Here is a 26,599-nt window from a genome sequence, read left to right as displayed (position 1 = left end):
CGGCGTGGCACACGGATGCGGACTGCCGGACACACGTTCTGTGGCAGTGATGAGGAGGTTACGTAAAGGGAGGTGCGCCGGCGCGTGGTTCCGGCATTTTCCATGCGCACATGCCAGCTAGCTTTCGCCTCGTGTCTTCATTACTGCTTTATTGATCGCCCAGAGACCGATTCCGATCAAAAGAAGGACGCCTGCGCGGATGTAGACGCCCGCCGGCCGGTCGGCCAGCGGACTGGCGAGGACGATCGCGGTGATCGCGCCGAGCACCGGCAGGACCGTCGGCGTCCGGAAGTGCCGGTGCGCCACCCGGTCCTTGCGCAGGACCAGCACGGCGACATTGACCACGGCGAAGACGCACAGCAGGAGGAACGCCGTGGTGTCGCCGAGCCCCTCGATCTCGCCCGTCGACACCAGGCCGATCGCCAGCAGCGAGACGAAGACGATGCCGACGACGGGCGTGCGGCGCCGGGACAGGACGCGGCCCATGGCGCGCGGCAGGATGCGTTCGTTGGCCATTCCGTAGCAGAGCCGCGAGGCCATCATGATGTTGATCAGCGCGGAGTTCGTCACGGCGAACAGCGCGATCAGCGCGAAGAGTTTGGGCGGGAAGTCGACCCCGCCCGCCTTCACGACCTCCAGCAGCGGCCCGCTCGATTTCTCCAGCGTCGTGTAGTCGACGAGCAGCGAGGAGACCAGGGCGACCAGGACGTAGAGGGTGCCGGTGACCGCGACACCGATGAAGATCGCCTTCGGGAAGGTGCGCTGCGGGTCCTTCGTCTCCTCCGCCATGTTGACGGAGTCCTCGAAGCCGACGAAGGCGAAGAAACCGAGCGCGGTGGCGCCGAGCACGCTGGTCAGCAGGGCGTAACCGGTGCCGGACGCCTGGAACTCGCCGAGCCGCGCGGGCTCGCCGCCGCCCGTGAACACGGCGTACGCGCCGATCCCGAGGATGATCGCCAGACCGGTCAGCTCGACGAGCGTCAGCACCACGTTCGTCTTCACCGACTCCGAGACACCACGCAGATTGAGCGCGGCGAGGGCGACGAGGAACAGGATCGCGACGAGCGTCGGCGGCACGGCGTCCGTGAACTCCGCCAGGTAGTCGCCGCTGAAGGCGCGGGCGGCCGCGCTCGCGGACGACAGGCCCGAGCACATCACCATGAAGGCGATGATGAAGGTGAGGAAGGGGACCTTGAAGGCCTTCTGGGCGTAGAGCGCGGCGCCGGCGGCCTTCGGGTACTTGCCGACGAGTTCGACGTACGAAGCCGCGGTCAGGAGCGCGACGACGAAGCCGATCGCGAACGGCAGCCACAGCGCGCCGCCGACCTTCCCCGCCACCTTCCCCGTGGTGGCGTAGATCCCGGTGCCCAGGATGTCGCCGATCACGAACAGGATCAGCAGCTTGGGCCCGAGCGCGCGCTTGAGCGGTGTCTCGTCGACCGGTGTGACTGATGCGCCGGATGCGCCGGATGTGTCTGGTGTGGCATCGGATGCGGACATAGGGAACCTCCCCCGAGATGGACTGGGGATGTTCTGCCCGGTGCGGCTTGTGTGATGCGCGTCAGGGGGTGCGTGGCGTCCGGGCGGCGGGTGCGACCGGAGCCTCGGGGATCCGCCTCGGGGATCCGCCTCGGGGATCCGCCTCGGGGATCCGCCTCAGGGATCCGCCTCAGGGATCCAGGAGCGCGTCCGCGTGCCCCCCGCCCGACTCGGCGACGATCTCGTCGAAGGTCTGCGGCGGCCGTACGACGCTGAAGCGGACCCCGCCGGCGGTGGCGGTGAAGCCGTGGATCCCGGCCCTGGCAAGGCTGTTGTAGCCGTAGTGCGCGGCCATGTAGTACGCACCGGTGTCCAGCACCGCCGCGTAGTCGCCCTGCTCCAGGAGCGGCAGCTGCCGGTTCTCGGCGAGCAGGTCGCCCGCGAAGCACGCGGGGCCCGCCACGTCCTGGGCGACGGGCGGGCCCGGCTTGGGAAGGCCCTTCGCGTCGTACGCGGCGATGCGCAGCGGCCAGGACTCGGGGGCGTACACGGTCCGCGTCGCGATCTGGACGCCCGCGTGGGTGACGGCGATCGGCCGGCCGCCGGAGGTCTTCGCGTACTCGACGCGGGTGAGGACCGTGCCGTGCTTGGCGAGCAGGGAGCGGCCGAACTCGGTGACCAGGCCGTAGCGCCCGTCGAGCAGGCCGGGGACGTGCTGCTTGAGGAGGCGGGCGTAGTCGGCGTACGACGGGGTCCCGGCGTCGGAGGTGAAGTCGACGGGGAGGCCGCCGCCGATGTCGACGGTGTCGACCTGCCGGCGGCCCGCCGCCGCGTTGATCTCCTCGGCGAGTCCGTACGCCGCCGCCACGCCCCGGACCATCAGCTCCAGCGGCAGGCCCTGCGAACCGGAGTGCGTGTGCAGCCGGGTCAGCCACGGCCGGTCGAGGTAGGCGCGTACGACCCGTTCGCGGGCGCCCGGGTCGCGCAGCGCCACGCCGAACTTCGAGGTGGCGGTGGCGGTGGAGAGCGCGCCGATGGAGCCGCCGCCGATCTGCGGGTTGACGCGCAGGCCGACGGGGGAGGCGGGGGCCGCCGACCCCACCAGCGCGTCGATGCGCGCGAGCTCCTGGAAGTTGTCGGCGTTGACCGCGACGCCCAGGGCGAGGGCCTCGCGCAGCTCGCCGGTGGTTTTGGCGGGGGAGTCGAGGACGGTGTGCGCCGGGCGCACACCGGCGGCGCGGGCCAGGGCCAGCTCGCCGGGGCTCGCGACTTCGGCGCCGACGCCCCCGTGCTCGTACAGCAGCCGCAGGACGGGGACCAGCGGTGTCGCCTTGACGGCGAAGGCGTGCAGGACCGGGGTGCCGGGCGGGGTGACCTCGTCGAACGCGGCGCGCAGGGCGGCGGCCGAGGCCCGGATGCCGGTGATGTCGAGGAGGCCGGCGAGCGGGGCGCCGGGGCCGACGACCCCCTGCTCGACGGCGGCGCGTACGGCCCGCTCGCGCCGCTCGGGCGCACTCATGTCCGAAGGCATGTGTTCCAGCCAACCACCCGCTTCGGCCGCGCGCAGGCGGCCGGACGTATTGACTAGCTCTATTCATCCAGCCAGGATGTGAATAGATGGCAATGCAGTCACTCGCGAGGAGGCACCCCATGTCAGGACCCCGCCCCGTACGGGCACCGCGCGGTACGGAGCTGAGCGCCCTGGGATGGCAGCAGGAAGCCGCCCTGCGCATGCTCCAGAACAACCTCGACCCCGAGGTCGCCGAGCACCCCGACAAGCTCGTCGTCTACGGCGGCACGGGCAAGGCGGCGCGGGACTGGCGCTCGTTCGACGCCATGGTGCGCACCCTGAAGACCCTCAAGCAGGACGAGACGATGCTCGTCCAGTCCGGGCGCCCGGTCGGTGTCATGCAGACCCACGAGTGGGCGCCGCGCGTGCTCATCGCCAACTCCAACCTGGTCGGCGACTGGGCGAACTGGGAGGAGTTCCGCCGCCTGGAGGCGCTCGGCCTGACCATGTACGGCCAGATGACGGCCGGGTCGTGGATCTACATCGGCACCCAGGGCATCCTCCAGGGCACGTACGAGACCTTCGCCGCCGTCGCCGCGAAGAAGTTCAACGGCACCCTCGCCGGCACCATCACCCTCACCGCCGGCCTCGGCGGCATGGGCGGCGCCCAGCCCCTCGCCGTGACCATGAACGACGGCGTCGCGATCTGCATCGACGTCGACCCGCGCGCCATCGAGCGCCGCATCGAGCACCGCTACCTCGACGTGAGGGCCGACAGCCTGGAGCACGCCCTCCAGCTCGCCGTCGAGGCCCGCGACGCCCGCAGGCCGCTGTCCATCGGCCTCCTCGGCAACGCGGCGGAGCTGCTGCCGCGCATGCTCGCCGAGGGCGCCCCGATCGACATCGTGACCGACCAGACGAGCGCCCACGACCCGCTCGCGTACCTCCCCGTCGGCGTCGGCTTCGACGACATGGCGTCGTACGCCGCCGAGAAGCCCGCCGACTTCACGCTGCGCGCCCGCGAGTCCATGGCCCGGCACGTCGAGGCGATGGTCGGCTTCATGGACGCCGGCGCCGAGGTCTTCGACTACGGCAACTCGATCCGCGGCGAGGCCCAGCTGGCCGGCTACTCCCGCGCCTTCGACTTCCCCGGCTTCGTACCGGCGTACATCCGCCCGCTCTTCTGCGAGGGCAGGGGCCCCTTCCGCTGGGCGGCCCTGTCCGGCGAGGCGTCCGACATCCACAAGACGGACCGCGAGCTGCTGAAGCTCTTCCCCGAGGCCGATTCGGTTCAAAACGCGTCCCTGCACCGCTGGATCAAGATGGCCGGCGAGCGCGTCCACTTCCAGGGCCTGCCGGCCCGCATCTGCTGGCTGGGCCAGGGCGAGCGCGACAAGGCGGGCGCCCTGTTCAACGACATGGTCGCCGACGGCACCCTCGCCGCCCCCCTCGCGATCGGCCGCGACCACCTCGACTGCGGTTCCGTCGCCTCGCCGTACCGCGAGACCGAGGCCATGCTCGACGGCTCCGACGCGATCGCCGACTGGCCGCTGCTCAACGCCATGGTCAACGTCGCCTCCGGCGCCTCCTGGGTCTCCATCCACCACGGCGGCGGCGTCGGCATGGGCCGCTCGATCCACGCGGGCCAGGTCTCGGTGGCGGACGGCACGAAGCTCGCGGGTGAGAAGATCCGCCGCGTACTGACGAACGACCCGGGCATGGGCGTCATCCGCCACGTGGACGCGGGCTACGACATCGCGGAGAAGACGGCGGACGAGCAGGGCGTACGCGTCCCGATGCGGGAGGGCGAGTGACCTCCGTGGCACCCGCCGACGGCTCGCCGCACCCCGCCGCCACCACCGCCGCGTCGTTCCACGAGATGTGGGCGGACCTGCTGCCGATCGGCCGCGACGCGGCCTCCGGCGGCTACCGCCGCTACGCCTGGACGGCGGCCGACGCCGACTGCCGCGCCTGGTTCAGGGCCCAGGCCGAGTCCCGCGGCCTGACCTACGAGGTGGACCGCAACGGCAACCAGTGGGCCTGGCAGGGCGATCCCCTCGCCGGGGACGCGGTCGTCACCGGCTCGCACCTCGACTCGGTCCCGGACGGCGGCGCGTTCGACGGCCCGCTCGGCGTCGTGTCCTCCTTCGCCGCGCTCGACGAACTCCGCCGCAGAGGAGTGGAGTTCACCAAGCCGCTGGCCGTCACCAACTTCGGTGACGAGGAGGGCGCCCGCTTCGGCCTGGCCTGCGTGGGCTCCCGCCTGGCGGCCGGTCAGCTCACGGTCGCCAAGGCTCACGAACTCCGGGACGGGGACGGCGTCAGCCTTCCCCGGGCCATGGAGGCGGCGGGTTACGACCCGTCCGCCATCGGCCCGGACCCCGAACGCCTCGCCCGTATCGGCGCGTTCGTCGAGCTGCACGTGGAACAGGGCCGGGCGCTGGACGTCACGGGCGACCCCGTCGGCATCGCGTCCGCCATCTGGCCGCACGGCCGCTGGCGGTTCGACTTCCACGGCGAGGCCAACCACGCGGGCACCACCCGCCTGGAGGACCGCCGCGATCCGATGCTGACGTACGCCGAGACGGTCGTCGCCGCCCGCCGCGAGGCGCGGCTCGCCGGGGCCCTCGCCACCTTCGCGAAGATCACCGTCGAGCCGAACGGCGTCAACGCGATCCCGTCGCTGGTCCGCGGCTGGCTCGACTCGCGCGCCGCTGACCAGGAAACCCTCGACCGGGTCATCGCCGGCATCGAGCAGGCGGCCCGCGAGAACGCCACCCGTTCCGGCATCGACCTGCGCATCACGCAGGAGTCGTTCACCCCGGTGGTGGAGTTCGAGCACGCCCTGCGCGACGAGCTCGCGAAACTCCTCGGGGGCGACATCCCCGTCCTCGGCACGGGCGCGGGACACGACGCGGGTATTTTGTCCGCTTCGGTCCCGACCGCCATGCTGTTCGTACGGAACCCCACGGGCATCTCGCACTCCCCGGCCGAGTACGCCGCCGAGGACGACTGCGTCGCGGGGGTCATCGCACTCGCCGACGTACTGGAGGGGCTCGCGTGCACGTGACCTACTGGCTGGAGCACGCCTGGCTCGACGCCTTCGTCGAGCCGGGCGTGGCCCTGGACGTGACGAACGGCCGGATCACGGCGGTCCGCAAGGACGTCCCGGCCCCGCCGCCCGGCGCCGTGGTCCTGCGGGGCCTGACCCTCCCCGGCCTCGCCAACGCCCACTCGCACGCCTTCCACCGGGCGCTGCGGTCCACGGTGCAGGTGGGCTCGGGCACGTTCTGGACGTGGCGTGAGGTGATGTACGGCGTCGCCTCCCGCCTCACCCCGCAGACGTACTTCGACCTCGCCCGGGCCGTGTACGCCGAGATGGCGCTGGCCGGGGTCAGCGCGGTGGGCGAGTTCCACTACCTCCACCACGCGCCGGGCGGCACCCCGTACGCCGACCCCAACGCCATGGGCGAGGCCCTGATCGCGGCCGCCGCCGAGGCCGGCATCCGCATCACCCTCCTCGACACGGCGTACCTGGCGTCGGGCTTCGGTACGCCGCCCAACCGCCCCCAGCGGCGTTTCTCCGACGGCACGGCCGACGCCTGGGCGGAGCGCGCGTCGCTGCTCAAGGACCGCGACCACGCGCGGATCGGCGCGGCCATCCACTCGGTGCGCGCGGTCCCCGCCGGCCAGCTGGCGACGGTGGCGGCCTGGGCGCAGGCCCGCGAGGCCCCGCTCCACGTCCACCTCTCGGAGCAGACCGCCGAGAACGACGCGTGCCTGGCCGCGCACGGCTGCACCCCGACCCGGCTGCTGGCGGACCACGGGGTCCTCGGTCCCCGCACCACGGGCGTCCACAACACGCACCTGGCGAACGAGGACATCGCCCTCATCGGAGGGACCTCCACGGGCACGTGCATGTGCCCCACGACGGAACGCGACCTGGCCGACGGCATCGGCCCGGCGGTCCGCCTCCAGCGGGCGGGCTCGCCCCTCTCCCTCGGCAGCGACAGCCACGCGGTGATCGACCTCCTGGAGGAGGCCCGCGCGATGGAGCTGAACGAACGCCTCAGCTCCCGCACCCGCGGCCACTGGACGGCGGCGGCCCTGCTCCGGGCCGCGTCGGTGGACGGCCACGCGGCGCTGGGCTGGCCGGACGCGGGCACGATCGAGCCGGGCGCCCTGGCCGACCTCACGACCATCGCCCTCGACTCGGTCAGAACGGCGGGCCCCCTGCCGCGCCTGGGGGCCGAGACGGCGGTGTTCGCGGCCTCGGCCTGCGACGTACGCCACACGGTCGTGGCGGGCCGCCACATCGTCCGCGACGGCGTCCACACCCTGGTCCCGGACGTTCCCGGGGCGATGGCCAAGGCGATCACAGCCGTCTACCAGCAATAGGGGTGACCGGGGGCGGGCAGGGGGAAGCCCCGGGCAGCGGCCGGCCCGGCCCCCGGACACGCCGCCCCGCCCCCGCACCCCGAGAGGACCTCGTGAGCACCACCCTCGTCACCAACATCGGCAGCCTCGTCACCAACGACCCCGCCCAAGGCGCCGGCACAGGCCCCCTCGGCCTGATCCGGAACGCCGCGGTCGTCATGGAGGGCGACCGCGTCGCCTGGGTGGGCGAAGCCGCCGCCGCACCCGCCGCCGACACCTCCTACGACGCGCGGGGCCGCGCCGCGATCCCCGGTTTCGTCGACTCGCACTCCCACCTCGTCTTCGCCGGCGACCGCACCGAGGAGTTCAACGCCCGCATGTCGGGCCGCGCCTACTCCGCCGGCGGCATCCGCACCACCGTCGCCGCCACCCGCGCCGCGTCCGACGAGGCGCTCGAAGCGAACCTCACCCACCACCTCCGCGAGGCGCTGCGCCAGGGCACGACCACCTTCGAGACCAAGTCCGGTTACGGCCTGACGACCCACGACGAGGCCCGCGCCCTGCGCATCGCGTCCGCCCAGACCGACGAGGTCACCTACCTCGGCGCCCACATCGTCTCCCCGGACTACGCCGACGACCCGGCGGCGTACGTGGAACTCGTCACCGGCGAGATGCTCGACGCGTGCGCCCCCCACGCCCGCTGGATCGACGTCTTCTGCGAGAAGGGGGCCTTCGACGGCGACCAGGCCCGCGCGATCCTCACCGCCGGCCGGGCGAAGGGCCTGCACCCCCGCATCCACGCCAACCAGCTCAGTTACGGCCCCGGCGTCCAGCTCGCCGCCGAACTCGACGCGGCGAGCGCCGACCACTGCACGCACCTCACCGACGCCGACGTGGACGCCCTCGCGAACAGCCGTACGGTCGCCACGCTGCTGCCCGGCGCCGAGTTCTCCACCCGGGCCGCCTGGCCCGACGCCCGCCGGCTCATCGACGCGGGCGCGACCGTCGCGCTGTCCACGGACTGCAACCCGGGTTCGTCCTTCACCAGCTCGATGCCGTTCTGCATCGCCCTGGCGGTACGGGACATGGGCATGACCCCGGACGAGGCGCTCTGGTCGGCCACGGCGGGCGGCGCGGCGGCCCTGCGCCGCACGGACGTCGGCCGCGTCACCCCCGGCGCCCGCGCGGACCTCGCCCTGCTGGACGCCCCGTCCCACGTCCACCTCGCCTACCGCCCCGGAGTGCCGCTCGTCTCCGAGGTCTGGCACAAGGGCAGGCGTACGACCGGGCACGCCGGGTAGGCGTCAGAACGAAGAAGAAGGAGGAGGGCCTGCCCCGGATAGCGCCTGGGGCAGGCCCTCACTCCTTCACGTGCTCGTTCACGTGTACGCCGAGGCGTCACTCCTCCAGCGTCAGGCCCTTGCGCAGCTTGGTCAGCGTGCGCGACAGCAGGCGTGACACGTGCATCTGCGAGATGCCGAGCTCGTCGCCGATCTCGGACTGCGTCATGTTGGCGACGAAGCGCAGCGAGAGGATCTTCCGGTCCCGCGAGGGGAGCCCGGCGATCAGCGGCTTCAGGGATTCGATGTACTCGATGCCTTCGAGCCCGTGGTCCTCGTAACCGATGCGGTCGGCCAGCGCGCCCTCGGAGTCGTCCTCCTCGGGCTGGGCGTCCAGCGAGCTCGCGGTGTACGCGTTGCTCGCGGCCATGCCCTCGACGACCTCTTCGTTGGTGAGGCCGAGGCGCTCGGCGAGTTCACTCACCGTGGGGGAGCGGTCGAGCTGCTGGGCGAGCTCGTCACCGGCCTTGGCGAGGTCCAGCCGCAGTTCCTGGAGGCGCCGCGGCACGCGGACCGACCAGGAGGTGTCACGGAAGAACCGCTTGATCTCGCCGACGATCGTCGGCATCGCGAAGGTCGGGAACTCGACGCCTCTGCTGAGTTCGAACCGGTCGATCGCCTTGATCAGGCCGATGGTGCCGACCTGGATGATGTCCTCCATCGGTTCGCTGCGGGAGCGGAACCGGGAAGCGGCGAACTTGACCAGGGCCAGGTTGAGTTCGACGAGTGTGTTGCGGACGTACGCGTACTCGTGCGTTCCCTCTTCGAGGGTTTCCAGACGCCCGAAGAGCGTCTTCGACAGTGCCCTGGCGTCCAGCGGCCCCACCTGGTCGTAGGGGGGGATCTCCGGGAGCCCTTCAAGGCCCTCGGATCCGGTCTCGATCTGCTCGGGTGGGGGTGTCGACGTCGCGGTCTGCTGTGGGGGGAGCGTTCGCGGGTCGTCGAGCCGGGGTGACATGGTGTCCTCCATCGTTCTCGGCATATGGCTGCCGATGCCGATACGTCTGCGTGCGATGTGCGGCGCCTCCAAAGCCGGTCGTGTTGGTTGTGTCCCTACTAGCCCTACCCGCTCTTGACCGACAGTTGCAAGTTCCTTATGTCTGAATTAGTGGGTATTGCACGGGTCTTCGGGTACCGATCGGCGCACAGAAGGCGTAAGGTTCTGGCACGTCAATGACAGCCACGACTGCGAAGAGAGACGAGACGGGCATGGAGCGCGGGACGGTCGGCAGCGCGAACCGGGGTCGGCTCCGGGTCGCAGTTCGGACCGAGGGCCGGAGCGAGATTGTCACGCCGGCGGGTGAGCTGGACCACCACACCGCCGAGCTGCTCCGCGAGCCTCTGGAAAACGCGGTCGAAGCCGGGCGTTCGCGCCTGGTCATCGACTGCTCGTCGCTCGATTTCTGCGATTCCACCGGGCTCAACGTGCTGCTCGGTGCTCGCCTCAAGGCCGAAGCGGCCGGGGGAGGAGTCCACTTGGCCGGGATGCAGCCGGTAGTGGCCAGGGTCTTCGAGATCACCGGGGCCGAGGCCGTCTTCACGATCCACGAGTCGCTCGAAGCCGCAATGGAAGACTGAATTCCGGCCCTTGCGGCGCCTTCTGCCGACCGGTTGGTTGCCCGTGTCGCACGTCCGTCCCGAAAAAGTGGGTGTTCTCACGGTTCGGCCGGGCAGGAGGTCTCTGAGCCTGACGACCCCGGGGGCTCCGAAAGCTCCCATGTTCCTGCAGTGATGAATTGATGAATTGGCGAATCGGTGAGGTGAAGCGCTGATGAGCACCACCCGGCAGCCTCGGTCGGGCGATCTCGGCCCGGAGGCTGCGAGCCACAGCTCGGCCTCTGCCGTGTCCGCCGCCGACCAGGCGCGTTCCCTGGCGCTGAGCAGTGCCAGCGGCATCGTGCCGCTGGCTCGCGACTTCACCCGCCAGGCGCTGTACGACTGGGGCTGGCTCCCCGCTTCGTCGGCCGACCGGCGGGCCGCCGCCGAGGACGTCCTGCTGGTCGTCTCCGAACTGGTCACCAACGCCTGCCTGCACGCCGAGGGGCCGGAAGAGCTGCGCGTCGCGTGCGACGGCAAGGTGCTGCGCCTGGAGGTCGTCGACCGCGGCGCGGGCCAGCCGGCCCCGCGTACGCCGCACCGGGCGGGACGGCCCGGCGGCCACGGCATGTTCATCGTGCAGCGGCTGTGTCTCGACTGGGGGGTCGAGCGGACCCAGGACTCCCCCGGCAAGACGGTCTGGGCGGAACTCGCCGCTCCTGCGTAGCCCGCCGTACCGGCGGTTCACGGTTCTTCTGGTGCACGTCGGCCCGGCGTGCACTTTCTTCTTGCCCGGAAGCGGGGTGTCCCGCCTTCTTGCCCCGGCGGGGTGTCCCGCCGGACGCGCGGCCGGACAACGCCTCGCGCACGTCGTGAACGAGAAGGGCCGCCGCACCGGATCGGTGCGGCGGCCCTTCCTTCTTCAGCGTGTCAGTGCACGCCGCCCATGAGCGGCTGGACCTTCTTGCGGTACATGAAGATGGCGACGCCGGCGAGGACGGCGAGCGCGCCCTGGCTGGCGAACCAGAACTCGGTGTCCGTCGGCGCGCCCAGCAGCTGGAGCAGCGCGATGACCGAGTCACCGGCCGTCACGGCCAGGAACCAGACACCCATCATCTGGCTCGCGTACTTCGCGGGGGCCAGCTTCGTCGTGAGCGACAGGCCGACCGGAGAGAGGGTCAGCTCGCCGACCGTCTGGAGGAGGTACACGGCGGCCAGCCACAGCGGGGTGACCATCGCGCCGCCCGCGGCCGCGGTCTGCGCCAGCATCATCACGCCGAAGGAGAGGCCGACGAGCACCAGGCCGAAGGCGAACTTCACCAGCGTGCTCGGCTCCTTGGAGCGGCGGTTGAGCGCCACCCAGACCCAGGCGAAGACCGGGGCCAGAGCCATCACGTACAGCGGGTTGAGCGACTGGAACCAGCTGGCCGGGAAGTCGAAGCCGAACAGGTCGGTGGCGGTGTTCCTCTCGGCGAACAGGCTCAGCGTGGAACCGGTCTGGTCGTAGATGCCCCAGAAGACGGCGGCGGCGACGAAGAACCAGACGTACGCCGACATGCGGGACTTCTCGACGGCGTCGAGCTCGGGGTCGCGCTTGACGCGGAAGATGTAGTACGCGGGCAGTACCAGGCCCAGGATGGTCAGCGGCCACAGCACCCAGTCGATGGTGAAGGAACCGCTGCCGCCGACGATGCCGTACGCGACGGCCGCGACGGCCAGCCAGATCAGCACCTTCTTGATGACGGCGGCCCGCTCGACGTCGGAGAGCGGGGCCGGGACGAGGTTGCTCTCCTTGGCCAGGGTGCGGGAGCCCAGGAGGAAGCAGACGAGGCCCAGGGCCATGCCGACGCCGGCCATGGCGAAGCCGTAGTGCCAGTTGACCTGCTGGCCGACGTAGCCGATGGTCAACGGCGCGATGAAGGCACCGAGGTTGATGCCCATGTAGAAGATGGTGAAGCCACCGTCACGACGCGGGTCGTTCTTGTCCGGGTACAGGTGGCCGACCATCGTGGAGATGTTGGCCTTGAGCAGGCCCGAGCCGGCCGCGATGAGTACCAGACCGGCGAAGAACGAGATCTCCAGCGGCACGGCCAGCAGGAAGTGCCCGACCATGATGATCGTGCCGGACACGGCCACGGTCTTGCGGGCGCCCCAGACGCGGTCGCCGAACCAGCCGCCGGGAAGGGCGAGCAGGTAGACCATCGCGTTGTACACGCTGTAGATCGCGACGGCCGTGGCCGTGTCGAAGCCCAGACCGCCGTCGGCCACCGTGGCCGAGAGATAGAGCACGAGCAGCGCGCGCATGCCGTAGAAGCTGTACCGCTCCCACATCTCCGTCAGGAAGAGGATGGGCAGGCCGAGGGGGTGGCCGAGGAAGGTCTTCCCGCCCGGGGCGGCCTCGGGGGTGTCCTTCGTCAGGCTGGACGCCATGGTGATCCTTGCTTGCTCGGGACGCGTCCGCCTCGTGAGCGGATACGCGCCCGGTGGGGGCGGCCGGCACCGACGCGGAGCAGTCCGCGCCAGGATCAACTCCCTCCGCGCGCCATCGCGTGAGGGGCCCGGCCCAAAGGTCGTTCCCTGCCGGGCCGGCAGCGCCAACCCCGCACAGAAAAAAGAGACCTTCGGCGTGTATGACAGGCCAAAGGCCACTGAGTCGTGATAAAGCAGTCTCGCCACCATACGTCACGACAGTGCCCCATATGGAAGAGGTTGAGAGATGGATCACAGGTGACCTTGGAACCAAGGGGCCTGATTCGAAGGTCGATACCAGGATCGCATCCCAGGGCCGCAGGCCGGAACGATCACTCGGTGACCGACCACACCCCGTACCTCTCGCGGACTACCATCACTCCATGACCCGTGTACTGCTCGCCGAGGACGACGCCTCCATCTCGGAGCCACTGGCCCGCGCCCTGCGTCGGGAGGGTTACGAGGTCGAGGTGCGCGAGGACGGTCCGTCCGCGCTCGACGCCGGCCTCCAGGGCGGCGTCGACCTGGTCGTGCTCGACCTGGGGCTGCCCGGCATGGACGGCCTGGAGGTCGCCCGCCGGCTGCGCGCCGAGGGCCACACCATCCCGATCCTGGTGCTGACCGCCCGCGCCGACGAGGTGGACACCGTCGTTGGCCTCGACGCCGGCGCCGACGACTACGTCACCAAGCCGTTCCGTCTCGCCGAGCTCCTCGCCCGCGTACGGGCCCTCCTGCGGCGCGGCGCCGGCGACCACGCCCCCGCGCCCGCCACCCACGGCGTGCGGATCGACGTCGAGTCGCACCGCGCCTGGATGGGCGAGGAGGAACTCCAGCTCACCGCCAAGGAGTTCGACCTGCTGCGGGTCCTCGTCCGGGACGCCGGCCGGGTCGTCACCCGCGACCAGCTGATGCGCGAGGTCTGGGACACCACCTGGTGGTCGTCGACCAAGACCCTCGACATGCACATCTCGTGGCTCCGCAAGAAGCTCGGCGACGACGCCGCCAACCCGCGCTACATCGCCACCGTGCGGGGCGTCGGCTTCCGCTTCGAGAAGAGCTGACGTACACACACAGCCATGCGCCGCCGCCTGATCAACTCCACGCTCGCCGTGGTGCTCGTCGTCATCGCAGTCTTCGGCGTCTCCCTGGTCATCGTGGAGACCCGCACCATCAGCAACAGCGCCCAGGAGAGCGTCGACTCCGAGGCGCTGCGCCTGATCAGCGTCGTGGAGAGCCGTCTCCTCGGTGAGGAGAGCGTCAACCCGGGGGTGCTGGGCGAGCAGATCGACCCCCGGCGGTACGCCCGCATCGACATCCCGGGCCGCGCCCCCATCGAGATCGGCGAGCGCCCCGAGGGCAGCGTCATCGAGGGCGTCGCGCGGAGCGGGACCGGCGAGAAGGTCACCGTCCAGGAGTCCCGCTCCACCGTCACCGACGAGGTCGGCCGTACGCTGCTGATCATCGGCGCGGTGGCGCTGCTCGCCGTGATCGCCGCGGTCCTCCTCGCCGTACGCCAGGCCAACCGGCTCGCCTCCCCGCTCACCGACCTCGCCGAGACCGCCGAGCGCCTGGGTTCCGGCGATCCGCGCCCCCGCCACAAGCGGTACGGCGTGCCCGAGCTCGACCGGGTCGCCGACGTGCTCGACTCCAGCGCCGAGCGGATCGCCCGGATGCTGACCGCCGAGCGCCGGCTCGCCGCCGACGCCTCCCACCAGCTCCGCACGCCGCTGACCGCGCTCTCCATGCGGCTGGAGGAGATCACCCTCACCGAGGACCTGGACACGGTGAAGGAGGAGGCGACGATCGCGCTGACGCAGGTCGAGCGGCTCACCGACGTCGTGCAGCGGCTGCTCACCAATTCCCGCGACCCGCGCACGGGCTCCGCCGTCGTCTTCGACCTCGACGAGGTCGTCAAGCAGCAGATCGAGGAGTGGCGCCCGGCCTACCGCAGCGCGGGCCGGGCCATCGTGCACTCGGGCAAGCACGGCATGCAGGCCGTCGGCACGCCGGGCGCGGTCGCCCAGGTGCTGGCCGCGCTGATCGAGAATTCCCTGATGCACGGTGGCGGTACGGTCGCCCTGCGTACCCGCGTCACCGGCAACCAGGCCGTCATCGAGGTGACCGACGAGGGCCCGGGGGTGCCCGCCGACCTCGGCGCGCGGATCTTCGAGCGGTCCATCAGCGGCCGCAACTCGACGGGAATCGGCCTGGCCGTCGCACGTGACCTGGCGGAGGCGGACGGCGGCCGTCTGGAGATGCTCCAGCAGCAGCCGCCGGTGTTCGCGCTCTTCCTGAGCAGGGTGACGCGCCCCAGGCAGGAGCCGGAGCCGACGGTCAGGTGACGCGGCCGACGGTCAGGTGACGCGGCCGGCGGTCAGACGACGCGGTCGGCGGGGACCCGCGGGGCGGGGGCGTCCAGAAGCGGATCCGACTCCGCGGCCTTCACGGCGCCGGTCTCCACGGCGCCGGGCTCTATGTCGTCGCTCTCCACGGCGTCGCGCTCGGGCAGCTTCCGGAAGACCCAGGTGCGGTACGACCAGAAGCGGAAGACGGTCGCGATGCCGATGCCGAGGAACTTGAAGGCGTTGCTCTGGAGCGGGCTGTCCCAGCCGAAGCCGTACGTCGCGGTGTACAGCACCCCGCTCTGGATCACCAGGCCGGCCACGCTGAACAGCAGGAAGAGCGTGAGCTCCCTGGTCCTGCGGTTCTTGTCGCGCTCGCGGTACGTGAAGTAGCGGAAGCCCAGGTAGTTGAAGCCGATCGCGACCACCGTGGCGGCGATGCTCGCCCGCACGACGGGAACGTCCGTGAGGTGGCGCAGGAGGTTGAAGACGCCGAGGTCGACGAGGAGCCCCAGACCGCCGATCGCGCCGAACTTCGCGAATTCGCGCCCGAACCGCTCCAGGCGCCTTCGCAAAGGGCCGCCGTCCCGTCCACTCATGGTGATCGCTCAGCCCCGTTTCGGTCGGTGTCGCCCCGTGGTCGACTGCCGGTCGGTGCCGTCGACCCAGCCATGCTAACCAGCGGCCCTCCAGGATGTTCGCGGGCGCCGTCGAAGACGTGCCGGTCCCGTGACGGCGGGTGAGGGGTGCGCCGGCGGGCGCGCGGACAGGGGGCCGCGGGCCTGCGGATACCCTGGAGGAGTGACGTTCCCCGTAGTCGGCATGGTCGGTGGCGGTCAGCTCGCCCGTATGACCCACGAGGCCGGTATCCCCCTCGGCATCAGATTCAAGCTCCTCAGTGACACACCCCAGGACTCGGCGGCCCAGGTCGTCGGCGACGTCGTCGTCGGCGACTACCGCGATCTGGACACGCTGCGTGACTTCGCGCGCGGCTGCGACGTGATCACCTTCGATCACGAGCACGTCCCGACCGAGCACCTGCGGGCCCTGGAGGCGGACGGCATCCCCGTCCGGCCGGGACCCGACGCACTGGTGCACGCCCAGGACAAGGGCGTGATGCGAGCGAAGCTCATGGAGATCGGAGCGCCCTGCCCGCGCCACCGCATCGTGAGCGACCCGGCGGACGCGGCGGCGTTCGCCGCCGAGACCGGCGGCTTCCCGGTGATCCTGAAGACCGTTCGCGGCGGATACGACGGCAAGGGCGTCTGGTTCGTACGCGGCGAGGAGGACGCCGAGGAGCCCTTCAGGGCCGGCGTCCCCGTCCTCGCCGAGGAGAAGGTCGACTTCGTACGGGAACTGGCGGCGAACATCGTCCGCTCCCCGCACGGCCAGGCCGTCGCCTACCCGGTCGTCGAGTCGCGGCAGGTCGACGGCGTCTGCGACACCGTGATCGCCCCGGCGCCCGGCCTCTCCGAGGAGCTCGGCGGGCAGGCGCAGACCCTGGCGCTGCGCATCGCGAAGGAACTCGGCGTCGTCGGCCACCTCGCCGTCGAGCTCTTCGAGACGACGGACGGCCGCATCCTCGTCAACGAGCTGGCGATGCGCCCGCACAACTCGGGCCACTGGACGCAGGACGGCGCGATGACGTCGCAGTTCGCGAACCACGTCAGGGCCGTCCTGGACCTGCCGCTCGGCGATCCGCGCCCGCGCGCGAAGTGGACGGTCATGGCGAACGTCCTCGGCGGCGACTACCCGGACATGTACCAGGCGTACCTGCACTGCATGGCGCGCGACCCGCAGCTCAAGATCCACATGTACGGAAAGGACGTGAAGCCCGGCCGCAAGGTCGGCCACGTCAACACCTACGGCGACGACCTCGACGACGCGCTGGAGCGCGCCCGTCACGCCGCCGGCTACCTGCGAGGAACGATCACCGAATGACGACTCCTGCTGCTTCCGCTCCCGTAGTCGGCATCGTGATGGGGTCGGACTCCGACTGGCCCGTCATGGAGGCGGCGGCCAAGGTCCTGGACGAGTTCTCGATTCCGTACGAGGTCGACGTCGTCTCGGCGCACCGGATGCCGCGCGAGATGATCGCGTACGGCGAGGAGGCGGACGGCCGCGGCCTCAAGGTGATCATCGCGGGCGCGGGCGGCGCGGCGCACCTGCCGGGCATGCTGGCCTCGGTCACGCCGCTGCCGGTCATCGGCGTACCGGTCCCGCTCAAGTACCTCGACGGGATGGACTCGCTCCTGTCCATCGTGCAGATGCCGGCCGGCGTGCCGGTGGCCACGGTGTCGGTGGCGGGGGCGCGCAACGCGGGGCTGCTGGCGACGCGCATGCTCGCGGCGCACGATCCCGAACTCCTCGGCCGCATGCGGGAGTTCCAGCAGGAGCTCAACGACCAGGCGACGGAGAAGGGCAAGCGGCTGCGCGCGAAGGCGATGGGCGCGGACTCGTTCGGCTTCGGCAAGTGACGCCCGTGGAGCACGGCCGGCTGACCGACCGGGCGCGCGAGCTGCTCGCCGCGCACCCGGTGGCCGACGGTCACAACGACCTGCCGTGGGCGCTGCGCGAGCAGGTCCGGTACGACCTGGACCGGCGCGACATCGCCGCCGACCAGTCGGCCTGCCTCCACACCGACATCCCCCGCCTGCGGGCGGGGGGCGTGGGCGCGCAGTTCTGGTCCGTGTACGTGCGGTCCGACCTGGCGGGGGACGCGGCGGTCAGCGCGACGCTGGAGCAGATCGACGTCGTCGGTCAGCTGCTGGCGCGCTACCCGGGCGACCTTGCGCGGGCGACGACGGCGGACGAGATGGAGGCGGCGCGGGGCGCCGGGCGGATCGCGTCGTTGATGGGCGCCGAGGGCGGGCACTCGATCAACAACTCCCTGGCCACGCTGCGGGCGCTGCACACGCTGGGCGTCCGGTACATGACCCTGACGCACAACGACAACATCGCGTGGGCGGACTCGGCCACGGACGAGCCGGGGGTCGGAGGGCTCTCGCCGTTCGGCCACGAGGTGGTCCGCGAGATGAACCGCGTCGGCATGCTGGTGGACCTGTCCCACGTGGCGGCCACGACGATGCGGGCGGCGCTGGCCACCTCGGTGGCCCCGGTGATCTTCTCGCACTCGTCGGCGCGGGCGGTGTGCGACCACCCGCGCAACATTCCGGACGACGTACTGGAACTGCTCCCGGCGAACGGGGGCGTGGCCATGGCGACGTTCGTGCCGAAGTTCGTGCTGCCGGAGGCGGTGGAGTGGACGCGGCGCGCGGACGAGAACATGCGGGCGCACGGGCTGCACCACCTGGACACGACGGCGGACGCGATGAAGGTCCACCGGGCCTTCGAGGAGGCGAACCCGCGACCGGTCGCGACGGTGGCCACGGTGGCCGACCACCTGGACCACATGCGCGAGGTCGCGGGTGTGGACCACATCGGCATCGGCGGCGACTACGACGGGACGGCCTTCACCCCGGCCGGCCTGGAGGACGTGGCCGGCTATCCGAACCTGGTCGCGGAGCTGCTGCGGCGTGGGTGGTCGGACGCCGACCTGGCGAAGCTGACCTGGCACAACGCGGTACGGGCCCTGCGCGACGCGGAGTCGGTGGCCGCGGGGCTCCGGCACCTTCCCCCGTCGAACGCGACGCTGAGCGAGCTGGACGGGTAGGCCGGGGCGGGGCGGGGGCTTCGGGGTCGGTGCCGTGCCGGGGCGTCTCCTCGGGCGCCGAACGTTCGGGCACCGGGGACCGCTTCGGGGTGGCTGCGTTCGACGCCCTGCGGGGAGCGCCCCGGCGCGTCCCCTCCCGCCACCGTGACAGCGGCCAGCGCGACGGCGGCCGCCGAGGGGGCCTGGCCGCGCCTCAAGGCGTGCGAGGCCCAGGACTGCCGGTGGGCGTATTACGACCGCAGTCCGGCGGGCCGGAGCCGCTGGTGCTCGACGGCGGTCTGCGGCAGCCGGGCCAAGACGCGCGGGTACCGCGCCGGCCGCGCGAAAACGTAGGAGGGCGCCCCCGCGCGGGAGGGCGCCCTCGTCGGAACACCGGCCGCCGCTACGCCTTCGGCCGCCCCATGGCCCGGTACGTCCAGCCCGCTCCGCGCCACAGCTCCGGATCCAGCGCGTTGCGTCCGTCCAGGATCAGCCGTGCCGAGGCCGCCTCGCCCAGCTCCACCGGGTCCAGCTCCCGGAACTCGCGCCACTCCGTCAGGTGCAGCACCACATCAGCGCCACGCACCGCTTCGAGCGCGGTCGGGGCGTACCCGAGGGTCGGGAAGAGGCGCTGCGCGTTCTCCATGCCCTTCGGGTCGTAGACCGTGACCTGGCCGCCCTGGAGGTGGATCTGTCCGGCGACATTGAGCGCCGGCGAGTCCCGTACGTCGTCCGAGTCCGGCTTGAACGTCGCGCCCAGCACCGCGACCCGCTTCCCCAGGAAGCCGCCGTTGCCGCCCACCGCCTCGCGCGCCAGCTCGACCATGTGGCCACGGCGCCGCATGTTGATCGAGTCGACCTCGCGCAGGAAGGTCAGGGCCTGGTCGGCGCCCAGCTCACCGGCGCGCGCCATGAACGCCCGGATGTCCTTCGGCAGGCAGCCGCCGCCGAAGCCGATCCCGGCCCGCAGGAACTTCTTCCCGATCCGCTCGTCGTACCCGATCGCCTCGGCCAGCTTCACCACGTCGCCGTCGGCGGCCTCGCACACCTCCGCCATGGCGTTGATGAACGAGATCTTCGTCGCCAGGAACGAGTTCGCGGACGTCTTCACCAGCTCGGCCGTCGGGAAGTCCGTCACCACGAACGGCGACCCCTCCTCGATCGGCCCGCCGTACACCTCGCGCAGCAGCTTCTCCGCGCGCTCGCTCTCCACACCCACCACGATCCGGTCCGGGTGCAGCGTGTCCTGCACGGCGAAGCCCTCGCGCAGGAACTCCGGGTTCCACGCGAGCTCCGCGTCCGCCCCCACGGGCGACCGCTCGGCGAGCAGCGCCGCGAGCCGGGCGGCGCTGCCGACCGGGACCGTGGACTTGCCGACGACGAGGGCGGGCCGGGTCAGCTGCGGCGCGAGCGAGGCGAAGGCGGAGTCGACGTAACTCATGTCGCACGCGTACTCGCCGCGCTTCTGCGGCGTGTTCACGCACACGAAGTGCACGTCGCCGAACGCGCCGACCTCCTCCCACGACGTCGTGAAGCGCAGCCGCCCGGTCGACCCCTCGATCCCCGCGACGTGCTTGCGCAGCAGCTCTTCGAGTCCGGGTTCGTACATGGGGACCCGGCCGGCCGCCAGCATCTCGATCTTCTCGGGCACGACATCGAGGCCGAGGACTTCGAAGCCCAGCTCAGCCATGGCCGCGGCGTGGGTGGCGCCGAGGTAGCCGGTGCCGATCACGGTGATCTTGAGGGCCATGTAGTGCTCCAGGAAGGTACGGGCAGACATTCGCCGCCCGAGCATAGTCGCGCCCGTCGGCGGGGACGTTTTCCCCGTGTCACGCCTCTGTCGGCAAACTCACGTATCCCTGGGGGCGGGGCGCCCACTAAAATTGGGTTACTTAACGGTAGTTAGCATCCTTGGGGAGTGAGAGACCTTGGCAGGCTCGCCTGATTTCGACCTGTACCGCCCGTCCGAAGAGCACGACATGCTCCGTGACGCGGTCCGCTCGCTCGCCGAGGCGAAGATCGCGCCGTACGCCGCGGCGGTCGACGAGGAGTCCCGCTTCCCGCAGGAGGCGCTGGACGCCCTGGTCGCCAACGACCTCCAGGCCATCCACGTCCCGGAGGCCTACGGCGGCGCGGGCGCCGACGCGCTGGCCACCGTCATCGTCATCGAGGAGGTCGCGCGCGTCTGCGCCTCCTCCTCCCTGATCCCGGCGGTCAACAAGCTCGGCTCGCTCCCGGTCATCCTCTCCGGCAGCGAAGAGCTGAAGAAGAAGTACATGGCGCCGCTCGCCAGGGGCGAGGGCATGTTCTCGTACTGCCTCTCCGAGCCGGACGCGGGTTCCGACGCGGCGGGCATGAAGACCAGGGCGGTCCGCGACGGCGACTACTGGGTCCTCAACGGCGTCAAGCGGTGGATCACCAACGCCGGCGTCAGCGAGTACTACACGGTGATGGCCGTCACCGACCCGGCGAAGCGCTCCAAGGGCATCAGTGCCTTCGTCGTCGAGAAGTCCGACGAGGGCGTCTCCTTCGGCGCCCCGGAGAAGAAGCTCGGCATCAAGGGCTCGCCGACCCGCGAGGTCTACCTCGACAACGTGCGCATCCCCGCCGACCGCATGATCGGCGAGGAGGGCACCGGATTCGCCACGGCGATGAAGACCCTGGACCACACCCGCATCACGATCGCGGCCCAGGCCCTCGGCATCGCCCAGGGCGCGCTCGACTACGCCAAGGGCTACGTCCAGGAGCGCAAGCAGTTCGGCAAGCCGATCGGCGACTTCCAGGGTGTGCAGTTCATGCTCGCCGACATGGCGATGAAGATCTCCGCCGCCCGGGCCCTCACCTACCAGGCCGCCGCCGCCTCCGAGCGCGGCGACGCCGACCTCACCTACCTCGGCGCGGCGGCGAAGTGCTTCGCCTCCGACGTCGCCATGGAGGCCACCACGGACGCCGTCCAGCTCCTCGGCGGCTACGGCTACACCCGCGACTACCCGGTCGAGCGCATGATGCGCGACGCCAAGATCACCCAGATCTACGAGGGCACGAACCAGGTCCAGCGGATCGTCATGGCCCGCAACCTGCCGTAACGCACGGCGAACGCCACGCACGGCGAAGGGGCCCGGACGGTGATCCGTCCGGGCCCCTTCCGCGTGACCGGTCAGTTGCCGGTGACGGTGACCTTCTCGTCGTTCTTCAGCTGCTCCACGAGCTGCGCGACCTTCGCCTTGTCCCAGACCAGGTTGCTGCCGTTGCTGCCCGAGATCGGCATGTTCATCGACGTGCCGTCGCCGCCCGTGACGCCCTTCATCGCGAAGAACATCTGGCCCAGGGACCACAGGCTCATGTCCTTGTCGACGATGAGCGTGTCCAGGCCGGCGCCCATCGTCGGGTAGAGCTTGAACGGGTTGAGGACCGTGCCGGGCGTCGCCGTCTGGCTCGCCAGCGCCGCCAGGAACTTCTGCTGGTTCTTCGTACGGTCCAGGTCGCTGCCCGCGAAGGCGTACCGCGTGCGGACGAAGGCCAGCGACTGCTCGCCGTCGAGGGTCTGCTTGCCGGCCTGGAAGTCGGCGCCCGACTTCTTGTCCTTGAACGCCTTCGGGATGTCCATCTCCACCCCGCCGATCGCGTCCACGATGTTGGCGAAGCCGGCGAAGCCGATCTCGACGTAGTGGTCGATGCGCAGGCCGGTGTTGTGCTCGACGGTACGGACCAGCAGCTCGGGTCCGTCCTCGGCGTACGCCGCGTTCAGCTTCACGCGCCGGCCCTGGGCCGGGAACTTCTTGCCGGACTCCGAGCCCACGAAGGACGGGATCTCCACGTCGGAGTCGCGCGGCAGGGAGATGAGCGTCGGGCCGTTGGAGCCGTCGTGCAGGATCATCATCGAGTCGGTCCGCTTGCCCTCGGCCGACCCGGTGTGCAGCTTCTTCTTGTCGTCGGCGCTCATGCCCTCGCGGCTGTCCGAGCCCACGATCAGGTAATTGGTGCCGTCGCCCTCCTCGGGCCGGTCGATGACCTTCGCCAGGTCGACCTCGCGCTTGAGCTTGGAGTCCGCCCAGAAGTACGTACCGATGGAGACGGCGAGGAGCACGACGACCAGCGTCAGCGACCCGAGCTTGATCCGGCGCCCCCAGTCGGGGGCCGGGCCGCCGCGCGGCGGACGGGGGCCCCGGCCGCCGGAAGACACGCGTCCGCCGCCGTAGACCTGGCCCGTGTTGTAGCCGTCGTCGCCGTGCCCCTGGCCGTGGCCGCCCCGGCCGTAACCGTCGTCGTACCCCTGCGGCTGCGCCGGCACCGGACCGTGGGCCGGAGGCGCGGGGGGCACGGGGGCGGCGGGCTGCGGCGGGACCTGGCCGCGCTGCACATGCCGCATCACGCGCGCGCCCTCGGGCTGCGCGCTGCCGCTGCCGCGTCCGTGCCGGTCGCCGCGGTCGTTGGTCCATCCGTCGGGCCAGTCGCTCATGCGGAACAGTGTGCAGGCAAGGGGTGGGCCGCTTACAGGGCGGGTGGGAAATCGGGTCAGGGCTGTTGCAGTCCTGATGCAATGCGCCCCCGCGCAAGCCCCCGCATAAGGTGGAGGGCATGACAGATCAGGCCCACATTCCGACCGGAACACTTCAGCCGGGCGATATTCCGGGCAAGCCCACCTCCGCGTCCCGCACCACGCTCAGCCACATCATGACCGGCAGCGACACCAACCTCCTCGGTACGGTGCACGGCGGCGTGATCATGAAGCTGGTGGACGACGCGGCGGGCGCTGTCGCCGGCCGGCACTCCGGCGGGCCTGCCGTCACCGCGTCCATGGACGAGATGGTCTTCCTGGAGCCGGTGCGCGTAGGGGACCTGGTCCATGTGAAAGCCCAGGTCAACTGGACGGGCCGGTCCTCGATGGAGGTCGGCGTACGGGTCCTGGCCGAGCGCTGGAACGAGTCGACCCCGGCCACGCAGGTCGGCAGCGCCTACCTCGTGTTCGCCGCCGTCGACGCGGACGGCAAGCCCCGCCGCGTGCCGCCGGTCGTCCCCGAGACGGAGCGCGACCGGCGCCGCTACCAGGAGGCCCAGATCCGGCGCACGCACCGCCTCGCGCGGCGCCGCGCGATCAAGGAGCTGCGGGACAGGCGCGCCGCCGAGGGCCTGGACGCGGAGGGCTGACGCGGAGGGCTGACGCGGAGGACCGGCACGGAGGACCGACGGGGAGGACCGGTGCGAGGACCGGCGCGGCCGGTCACGGGCAGAGCACCTGGTCGCCGGTGACCGCGGCCGGCTTGCCCTGATACGGATCGTCCGCCCGTACCGGCCGCACCTTCTTGAAGTCCGTGCCCGCCATCACCTTCAGCAGCCCGCCCTGCCCGTCCACCGCCCGCAGTTCGCACCCGGGCAGCGCGGCCTGGAGCGACTTCGCCGAGCGGTCCCAGCGCGGGTCGTACATGACGATCGTGCGCCGTACGTCGTCCAGCTCGGCGTCGCTGGGCGTACGGGTGGTCCTGAACCCGGCGGAGCGCAGCGCGTCGTCCACGCGCCTGCCCAGGCCCCGGACCGACGTCCCGTTGTAGACCTGCACGGCGATCTGCCGCGGCGGTACGTCGACGAGCGACGCCCCCTCCTTCTCCGGGAGGCGCGAAGCGAGCGGCTTGTCGTCGCGCAGCGCCTGGAAGAGCTTCTTCGCCTTCGCCTCGTCCCACTTCACCGTCGAGCCGATGCCCCTGACGGGCGGGTTGATGCCCGCGACCGGTACGGACGTGAACTCCGACGACGCGGGTGTGAAGCCGCGCATCGCCTGCCCCAGGGCGAGCATCTCCTCCGTACCGAAACCCTTGTCCGCGCGGACGGAGGAGAGCAGCGCGGACGTCACCTCCCGGAACTTCACCGGGTTCAGCAGGACGCGGCTCTCGGTGGCCCTGGCGATCAGAGCGGCGAGGAAGCGCTGCTGGCGCTGCATGCGGCCGAAGTCGGACGCCCCGTCGATGTGCCGGGAGCGGACGTACTGGAGTGCCTGGCCGCCGTTCAGCCGGTGGGGGCCGGCGGGCAGGTCGAGGCCGGTGTAGCGGTCCCTGAGCGGGCGGGCCGTGCAGATCTCCACCCCGCCGAGCACGTCCACCGTCTTCATGAAGCTGGTGAAGTCGAGCTCCAGGTAGTGGTCGATCTTCACCTTCGTCATGTGCTCCACGGTCCGCACCGTCAGGTGCGGGCCGCCCTCCGCGTACGCCGCGTTGATCTTCACGGGGTGGGCCTCGTGGTGCTCGCCCGTGGACCGGTCGGTGTGCCCGGGCACCTCCGCGTAGCTGTCGCGCGGCAGGCTCACGATGCTCGCGCGCTTCCTGTCCGCGGAGATGTGCACCACCATGATCGTGTCGGTGCAGTGGCAGGGCGCGCCGCCCAGCCGGTACTTCCGCTTCTCCCCGGACGTGATCCTGTCGCGGCCGTCGGTGCCGACGAGCAGGATGTTCGTGCCGTGGCCCCCCACGGGACGGTTCTTCATGTCCTTGAACGGATCGACCCGCTCGATGCCGGTCTCCATGCGGGTCACCACGGCGTGACCGATGCCGCCGGCGCACAGCACCAGGACCGAGATCGCGGTGATCAGGCGCGTCGGCCACCGCGGACGCTCGTCCTGCCTCCGGTCGCGGCCCTGCCGCGGGCGGGGCTGTGGAGGGGGCGGCGTGGGCACGTGGGACACCTCCGCGAAGGCGAGGGGGAGAGGGGAGAAGTGAGCAACGTAAGCCCATACGATCTACGTCCCGGGCAGTGACATGGCCGCCGCGCGTCCGCGTCCCCCGTTCGCGGTAACGTGACCCCTGATATGAACGCCACACCCGCAGTCTCCGTGATCATGCCGGTCCTCAATGAGGAGCGGCATCTGCGCAACTCGGTCCGCCACATCCTGGAGCAGGAGTACGACGGCGAGATGGAGGTGGTGATCGCGATCGGCCCGTCCTCGGACCGCACCGAGGAGATCGCCGCCGAGCTGGTGCGCGAGGACCCCCGCGTCCGCACCGTCCCGAACCCCACCGGCCGTACCCCCGCGGCGCTGAACGCCGCCATCAAGGCATCCCGGCACCCCGTCGTCGTACGGGTCGACGGCCACGGCATGCTCTCGCCGAACTACATCGCGACCGCCGTCCGCCTCCTGGAGGAGACCGGCGCGCAGAACGTCGGCGGCATCATGCACGCCGAGGGCGAGAACGCCTGGGAGGACGCGGTCGCGGCCGCGATGACCTCGAAGATCGGCGTCGGCAACGCGGCGTTCCACACGGGCGGCGAGGCCGCGCCCGCCGAGACCGTGTACCTGGGCGTCTTCCGGCGCGAGGCCCTCGAACAGCAGGGCGGCTACAACGAGGAGTTCATCCGCGCCCAGGACTGGGAGCTGAACTTCCGCATCCGCGAGGCGGGCGGCCTGATCTGGTTCTCGCCCGAGCTGAGGGTCCAGTACCGCCCCCGCCCCTCCGTCAAGGCCCTCGCCAAGCAGTACAAGGACTACGGCCGCTGGCGCCACGTCGTCGCCCGCTACCACGCCGGTTCGATCAACCTGCGCTACCTCGCGCCGCCGGCCGCCGTCTGCGCGATCGCCGCGGGCACCGTCGTCGGCGCCGCCCTCACGCCGTGGGGCTTCGTCGTCCCGGCCGGTTACCTGGCCGCGATCGTGGCGGGCTCGGTCCCGGCCGGCAAGGGCCTGTCGCTGAAGGCCCGGGCACAGATCCCCGTCGCCCTGGCGACCATGCACATGTCGTGGGGCTACGGCTTCCTGACGAGCCCGCGCTCGCTCGCGAAGAAGGTCATCGCGAGCCGCCGCCCCGCGGTCACGGCCACGACGGTCTGACGACGGCGCCGAAAGTGCCGCCGGCCGCGGGCCGGCGGCACTCGGCCGGTCCCCGGCAGGCCGTAGCGCCGGACCCCGGAG

At 71.2% G+C, this 26,599-nt stretch carries 23 protein-coding genes; 15 read left to right on the top strand and 8 right to left on the bottom strand.

Annotated features, from left to right (window positions below; all coding sequences use genetic code 11):
- Nucleotides 1-117: 117 nt before the first annotated feature.
- Complete coding sequence (locus tag ACWD0Y_RS10365; protein ID WP_450259949.1) at nt 118-1,500, bottom strand: APC family permease; 1,383 nt, start codon at nt 1,498-1,500, stop codon at nt 118-120.
- A 169-nt stretch (nt 1,501-1,669) separates the two neighbouring features.
- The gene (locus ACWD0Y_RS10360) at nt 1,670-3,010 is read right to left on the bottom strand and encodes a diaminopimelate decarboxylase (protein WP_450259948.1); all 1,341 of its coding nucleotides are present in this window, start codon (nt 3,008-3,010) and stop codon (nt 1,670-1,672) included.
- A 119-nt stretch (nt 3,011-3,129) separates the two neighbouring features.
- Here ACWD0Y_RS10360 and hutU point away from each other — a divergent pair, with 119 nt between their 5' ends.
- The 4 genes from hutU (at nt 3,130) to hutI (ending at nt 8,667) form a co-directional block, all read left to right on the top strand.
- Nucleotides 3,130-4,803 carry a urocanate hydratase gene (hutU, locus tag ACWD0Y_RS10355; protein WP_450259947.1) on the top strand — a complete coding sequence of 558 codons (1,674 nt, stop codon included), beginning with the start codon at nt 3,130-3,132 and terminating at the stop codon, nt 4,801-4,803.
- A 65-nt stretch (nt 4,804-4,868) separates the two neighbouring features.
- Nucleotides 4,869-6,059, top strand: a complete 1,191-nt coding sequence (locus tag ACWD0Y_RS10350) for an allantoate amidohydrolase (RefSeq protein WP_450260000.1) — start codon at nt 4,869-4,871, stop codon at nt 6,057-6,059.
- The gene (locus ACWD0Y_RS10345; protein WP_450259946.1) at nt 6,050-7,387 is read left to right on the top strand and encodes a formimidoylglutamate deiminase; all 1,338 of its coding nucleotides are present in this window, start codon (nt 6,050-6,052) and stop codon (nt 7,385-7,387) included. The genes ACWD0Y_RS10350 and ACWD0Y_RS10345 overlap by 10 nt, the downstream gene beginning before the upstream one ends.
- A gap of 92 nt (nt 7,388-7,479) precedes the next feature.
- The gene (hutI, locus tag ACWD0Y_RS10340; protein WP_450259945.1) at nt 7,480-8,667 is read left to right on the top strand and encodes an imidazolonepropionase; all 1,188 of its coding nucleotides are present in this window, start codon (nt 7,480-7,482) and stop codon (nt 8,665-8,667) included.
- 97 nt (nt 8,668-8,764) lie between these two features.
- On the opposite strand, the gene ACWD0Y_RS10335 is transcribed toward hutI, so the two are convergent.
- On the bottom strand, nt 8,765-9,664 hold the full coding sequence (locus ACWD0Y_RS10335; RefSeq protein ID WP_450259944.1) for an RNA polymerase sigma factor SigF: 900 nt from the start codon (nt 9,662-9,664) through the stop codon (nt 8,765-8,767).
- Nucleotides 9,665-9,915: 251 nt separating this feature from the next.
- Between ACWD0Y_RS10335 and ACWD0Y_RS10330 the strand changes: the two genes are divergently transcribed.
- Together ACWD0Y_RS10330 and ACWD0Y_RS10325 are read left to right on the top strand one after the other, a co-directional pair.
- Nucleotides 9,916-10,284 (top strand): STAS domain-containing protein, encoded by a 369-nt coding sequence (locus ACWD0Y_RS10330; RefSeq protein WP_093800554.1) that lies wholly within the window; start codon nt 9,916-9,918, stop codon nt 10,282-10,284.
- A gap of 193 nt (nt 10,285-10,477) precedes the next feature.
- Entirely contained in the window at nt 10,478-10,969 is a 492-nt protein-coding gene (locus tag ACWD0Y_RS10325) for an ATP-binding protein (RefSeq protein WP_450259943.1), read from the top strand.
- A 203-nt stretch (nt 10,970-11,172) separates the two neighbouring features.
- On the opposite strand, the gene ACWD0Y_RS10320 is transcribed toward ACWD0Y_RS10325, so the two are convergent.
- Nucleotides 11,173-12,672, bottom strand: coding sequence for a peptide MFS transporter (locus tag ACWD0Y_RS10320; RefSeq protein WP_450259942.1), 1,500 nt, complete (start codon nt 12,670-12,672; stop codon nt 11,173-11,175).
- A 422-nt stretch (nt 12,673-13,094) separates the two neighbouring features.
- On the opposite strand from ACWD0Y_RS10320, the gene ACWD0Y_RS10315 reads away from it, so the two are divergent.
- Both ACWD0Y_RS10315 and ACWD0Y_RS10310 read left to right on the top strand, forming a co-directional pair.
- The gene (locus ACWD0Y_RS10315; RefSeq protein WP_450259941.1) at nt 13,095-13,772 is read left to right on the top strand and encodes a response regulator transcription factor; all 678 of its coding nucleotides are present in this window, start codon (nt 13,095-13,097) and stop codon (nt 13,770-13,772) included.
- A gap of 15 nt (nt 13,773-13,787) precedes the next feature.
- A complete protein-coding gene (locus tag ACWD0Y_RS10310) occupies nt 13,788-15,053 on the top strand; it encodes an ATP-binding protein (RefSeq protein WP_450259940.1) in 1,266 nt (421 codons plus the stop codon).
- A 32-nt stretch (nt 15,054-15,085) separates the two neighbouring features.
- Here the strand turns inward: ACWD0Y_RS10310 and ACWD0Y_RS10305 are convergent, their stop codons facing one another.
- On the bottom strand, nt 15,086-15,652 hold the full coding sequence (locus ACWD0Y_RS10305) for a GtrA family protein (RefSeq protein ID WP_450259939.1): 567 nt from the start codon (nt 15,650-15,652) through the stop codon (nt 15,086-15,088).
- A gap of 223 nt (nt 15,653-15,875) precedes the next feature.
- Between ACWD0Y_RS10305 and ACWD0Y_RS10300 the strand changes: the two genes are divergently transcribed.
- The 4 genes from ACWD0Y_RS10300 to ACWD0Y_RS10285 all read left to right on the top strand — a co-directional run bounded on the left by ACWD0Y_RS10300 (nt 15,876) and on the right by ACWD0Y_RS10285 (nt 19,059).
- Nucleotides 15,876-16,994, top strand: coding sequence for a 5-(carboxyamino)imidazole ribonucleotide synthase (locus ACWD0Y_RS10300; RefSeq protein ID WP_450259999.1), 1,119 nt, complete (start codon nt 15,876-15,878; stop codon nt 16,992-16,994).
- Complete coding sequence (gene purE, locus ACWD0Y_RS10295) at nt 16,991-17,530, top strand: 5-(carboxyamino)imidazole ribonucleotide mutase (RefSeq protein ID WP_450259938.1); 540 nt, start codon at nt 16,991-16,993, stop codon at nt 17,528-17,530. The genes ACWD0Y_RS10300 and purE overlap by 4 nt, the downstream gene beginning before the upstream one ends.
- Nucleotides 17,531-17,550: 20 nt before the next feature.
- Entirely contained in the window at nt 17,551-18,726 is a 1,176-nt protein-coding gene (locus ACWD0Y_RS10290; RefSeq protein WP_450259998.1) for a dipeptidase, read from the top strand.
- Between the two features lie 144 nt (nt 18,727-18,870).
- Nucleotides 18,871-19,059, top strand: a complete 189-nt coding sequence (locus ACWD0Y_RS10285) for a CGNR zinc finger domain-containing protein (protein WP_450259937.1) — start codon at nt 18,871-18,873, stop codon at nt 19,057-19,059.
- 49 nt (nt 19,060-19,108) lie between these two features.
- Here ACWD0Y_RS10285 and ACWD0Y_RS10280 read toward each other — a convergent pair whose 3' ends face one another.
- Nucleotides 19,109-20,455, bottom strand: a complete 1,347-nt coding sequence (locus ACWD0Y_RS10280) for a UDP-glucose dehydrogenase family protein (protein ID WP_450259997.1) — start codon at nt 20,453-20,455, stop codon at nt 19,109-19,111.
- 178 nt (nt 20,456-20,633) lie between these two features.
- On the opposite strand from ACWD0Y_RS10280, the gene ACWD0Y_RS10275 reads away from it, so the two are divergent.
- A complete protein-coding gene (locus ACWD0Y_RS10275; protein WP_450259936.1) occupies nt 20,634-21,791 on the top strand; it encodes an acyl-CoA dehydrogenase family protein in 1,158 nt (385 codons plus the stop codon).
- A 71-nt stretch (nt 21,792-21,862) separates the two neighbouring features.
- Here ACWD0Y_RS10275 and ACWD0Y_RS10270 read toward each other — a convergent pair whose 3' ends face one another.
- Nucleotides 21,863-23,164, bottom strand: a complete 1,302-nt coding sequence (locus ACWD0Y_RS10270) for an LCP family protein (RefSeq protein ID WP_450259935.1) — start codon at nt 23,162-23,164, stop codon at nt 21,863-21,865.
- A 119-nt stretch (nt 23,165-23,283) separates the two neighbouring features.
- On the opposite strand from ACWD0Y_RS10270, the gene ACWD0Y_RS10265 reads away from it, so the two are divergent.
- Complete coding sequence (locus ACWD0Y_RS10265; protein WP_450259934.1) at nt 23,284-23,853, top strand: acyl-CoA thioesterase; 570 nt, start codon at nt 23,284-23,286, stop codon at nt 23,851-23,853.
- A 73-nt stretch (nt 23,854-23,926) separates the two neighbouring features.
- Here the strand turns inward: ACWD0Y_RS10265 and ACWD0Y_RS10260 are convergent, their stop codons facing one another.
- Entirely contained in the window at nt 23,927-25,369 is a 1,443-nt protein-coding gene (locus tag ACWD0Y_RS10260; protein ID WP_450259933.1) for an LCP family protein, read from the bottom strand.
- Nucleotides 25,370-25,501: 132 nt separating this feature from the next.
- Here ACWD0Y_RS10260 and ACWD0Y_RS10255 point away from each other — a divergent pair, with 132 nt between their 5' ends.
- Nucleotides 25,502-26,518, top strand: coding sequence for a glycosyltransferase family 2 protein (locus ACWD0Y_RS10255; protein ID WP_450259932.1), 1,017 nt, complete (start codon nt 25,502-25,504; stop codon nt 26,516-26,518).
- The last annotated feature ends 81 nt before the right edge of the window (nt 26,519-26,599 follow it).

It is taken from the genome of Streptomyces altiplanensis (assembly GCF_053591575.1).
The sequence above is the reverse complement of the archived record's forward strand: the minus strand, read 5'-3'. Positions and strand labels throughout refer to the sequence as shown.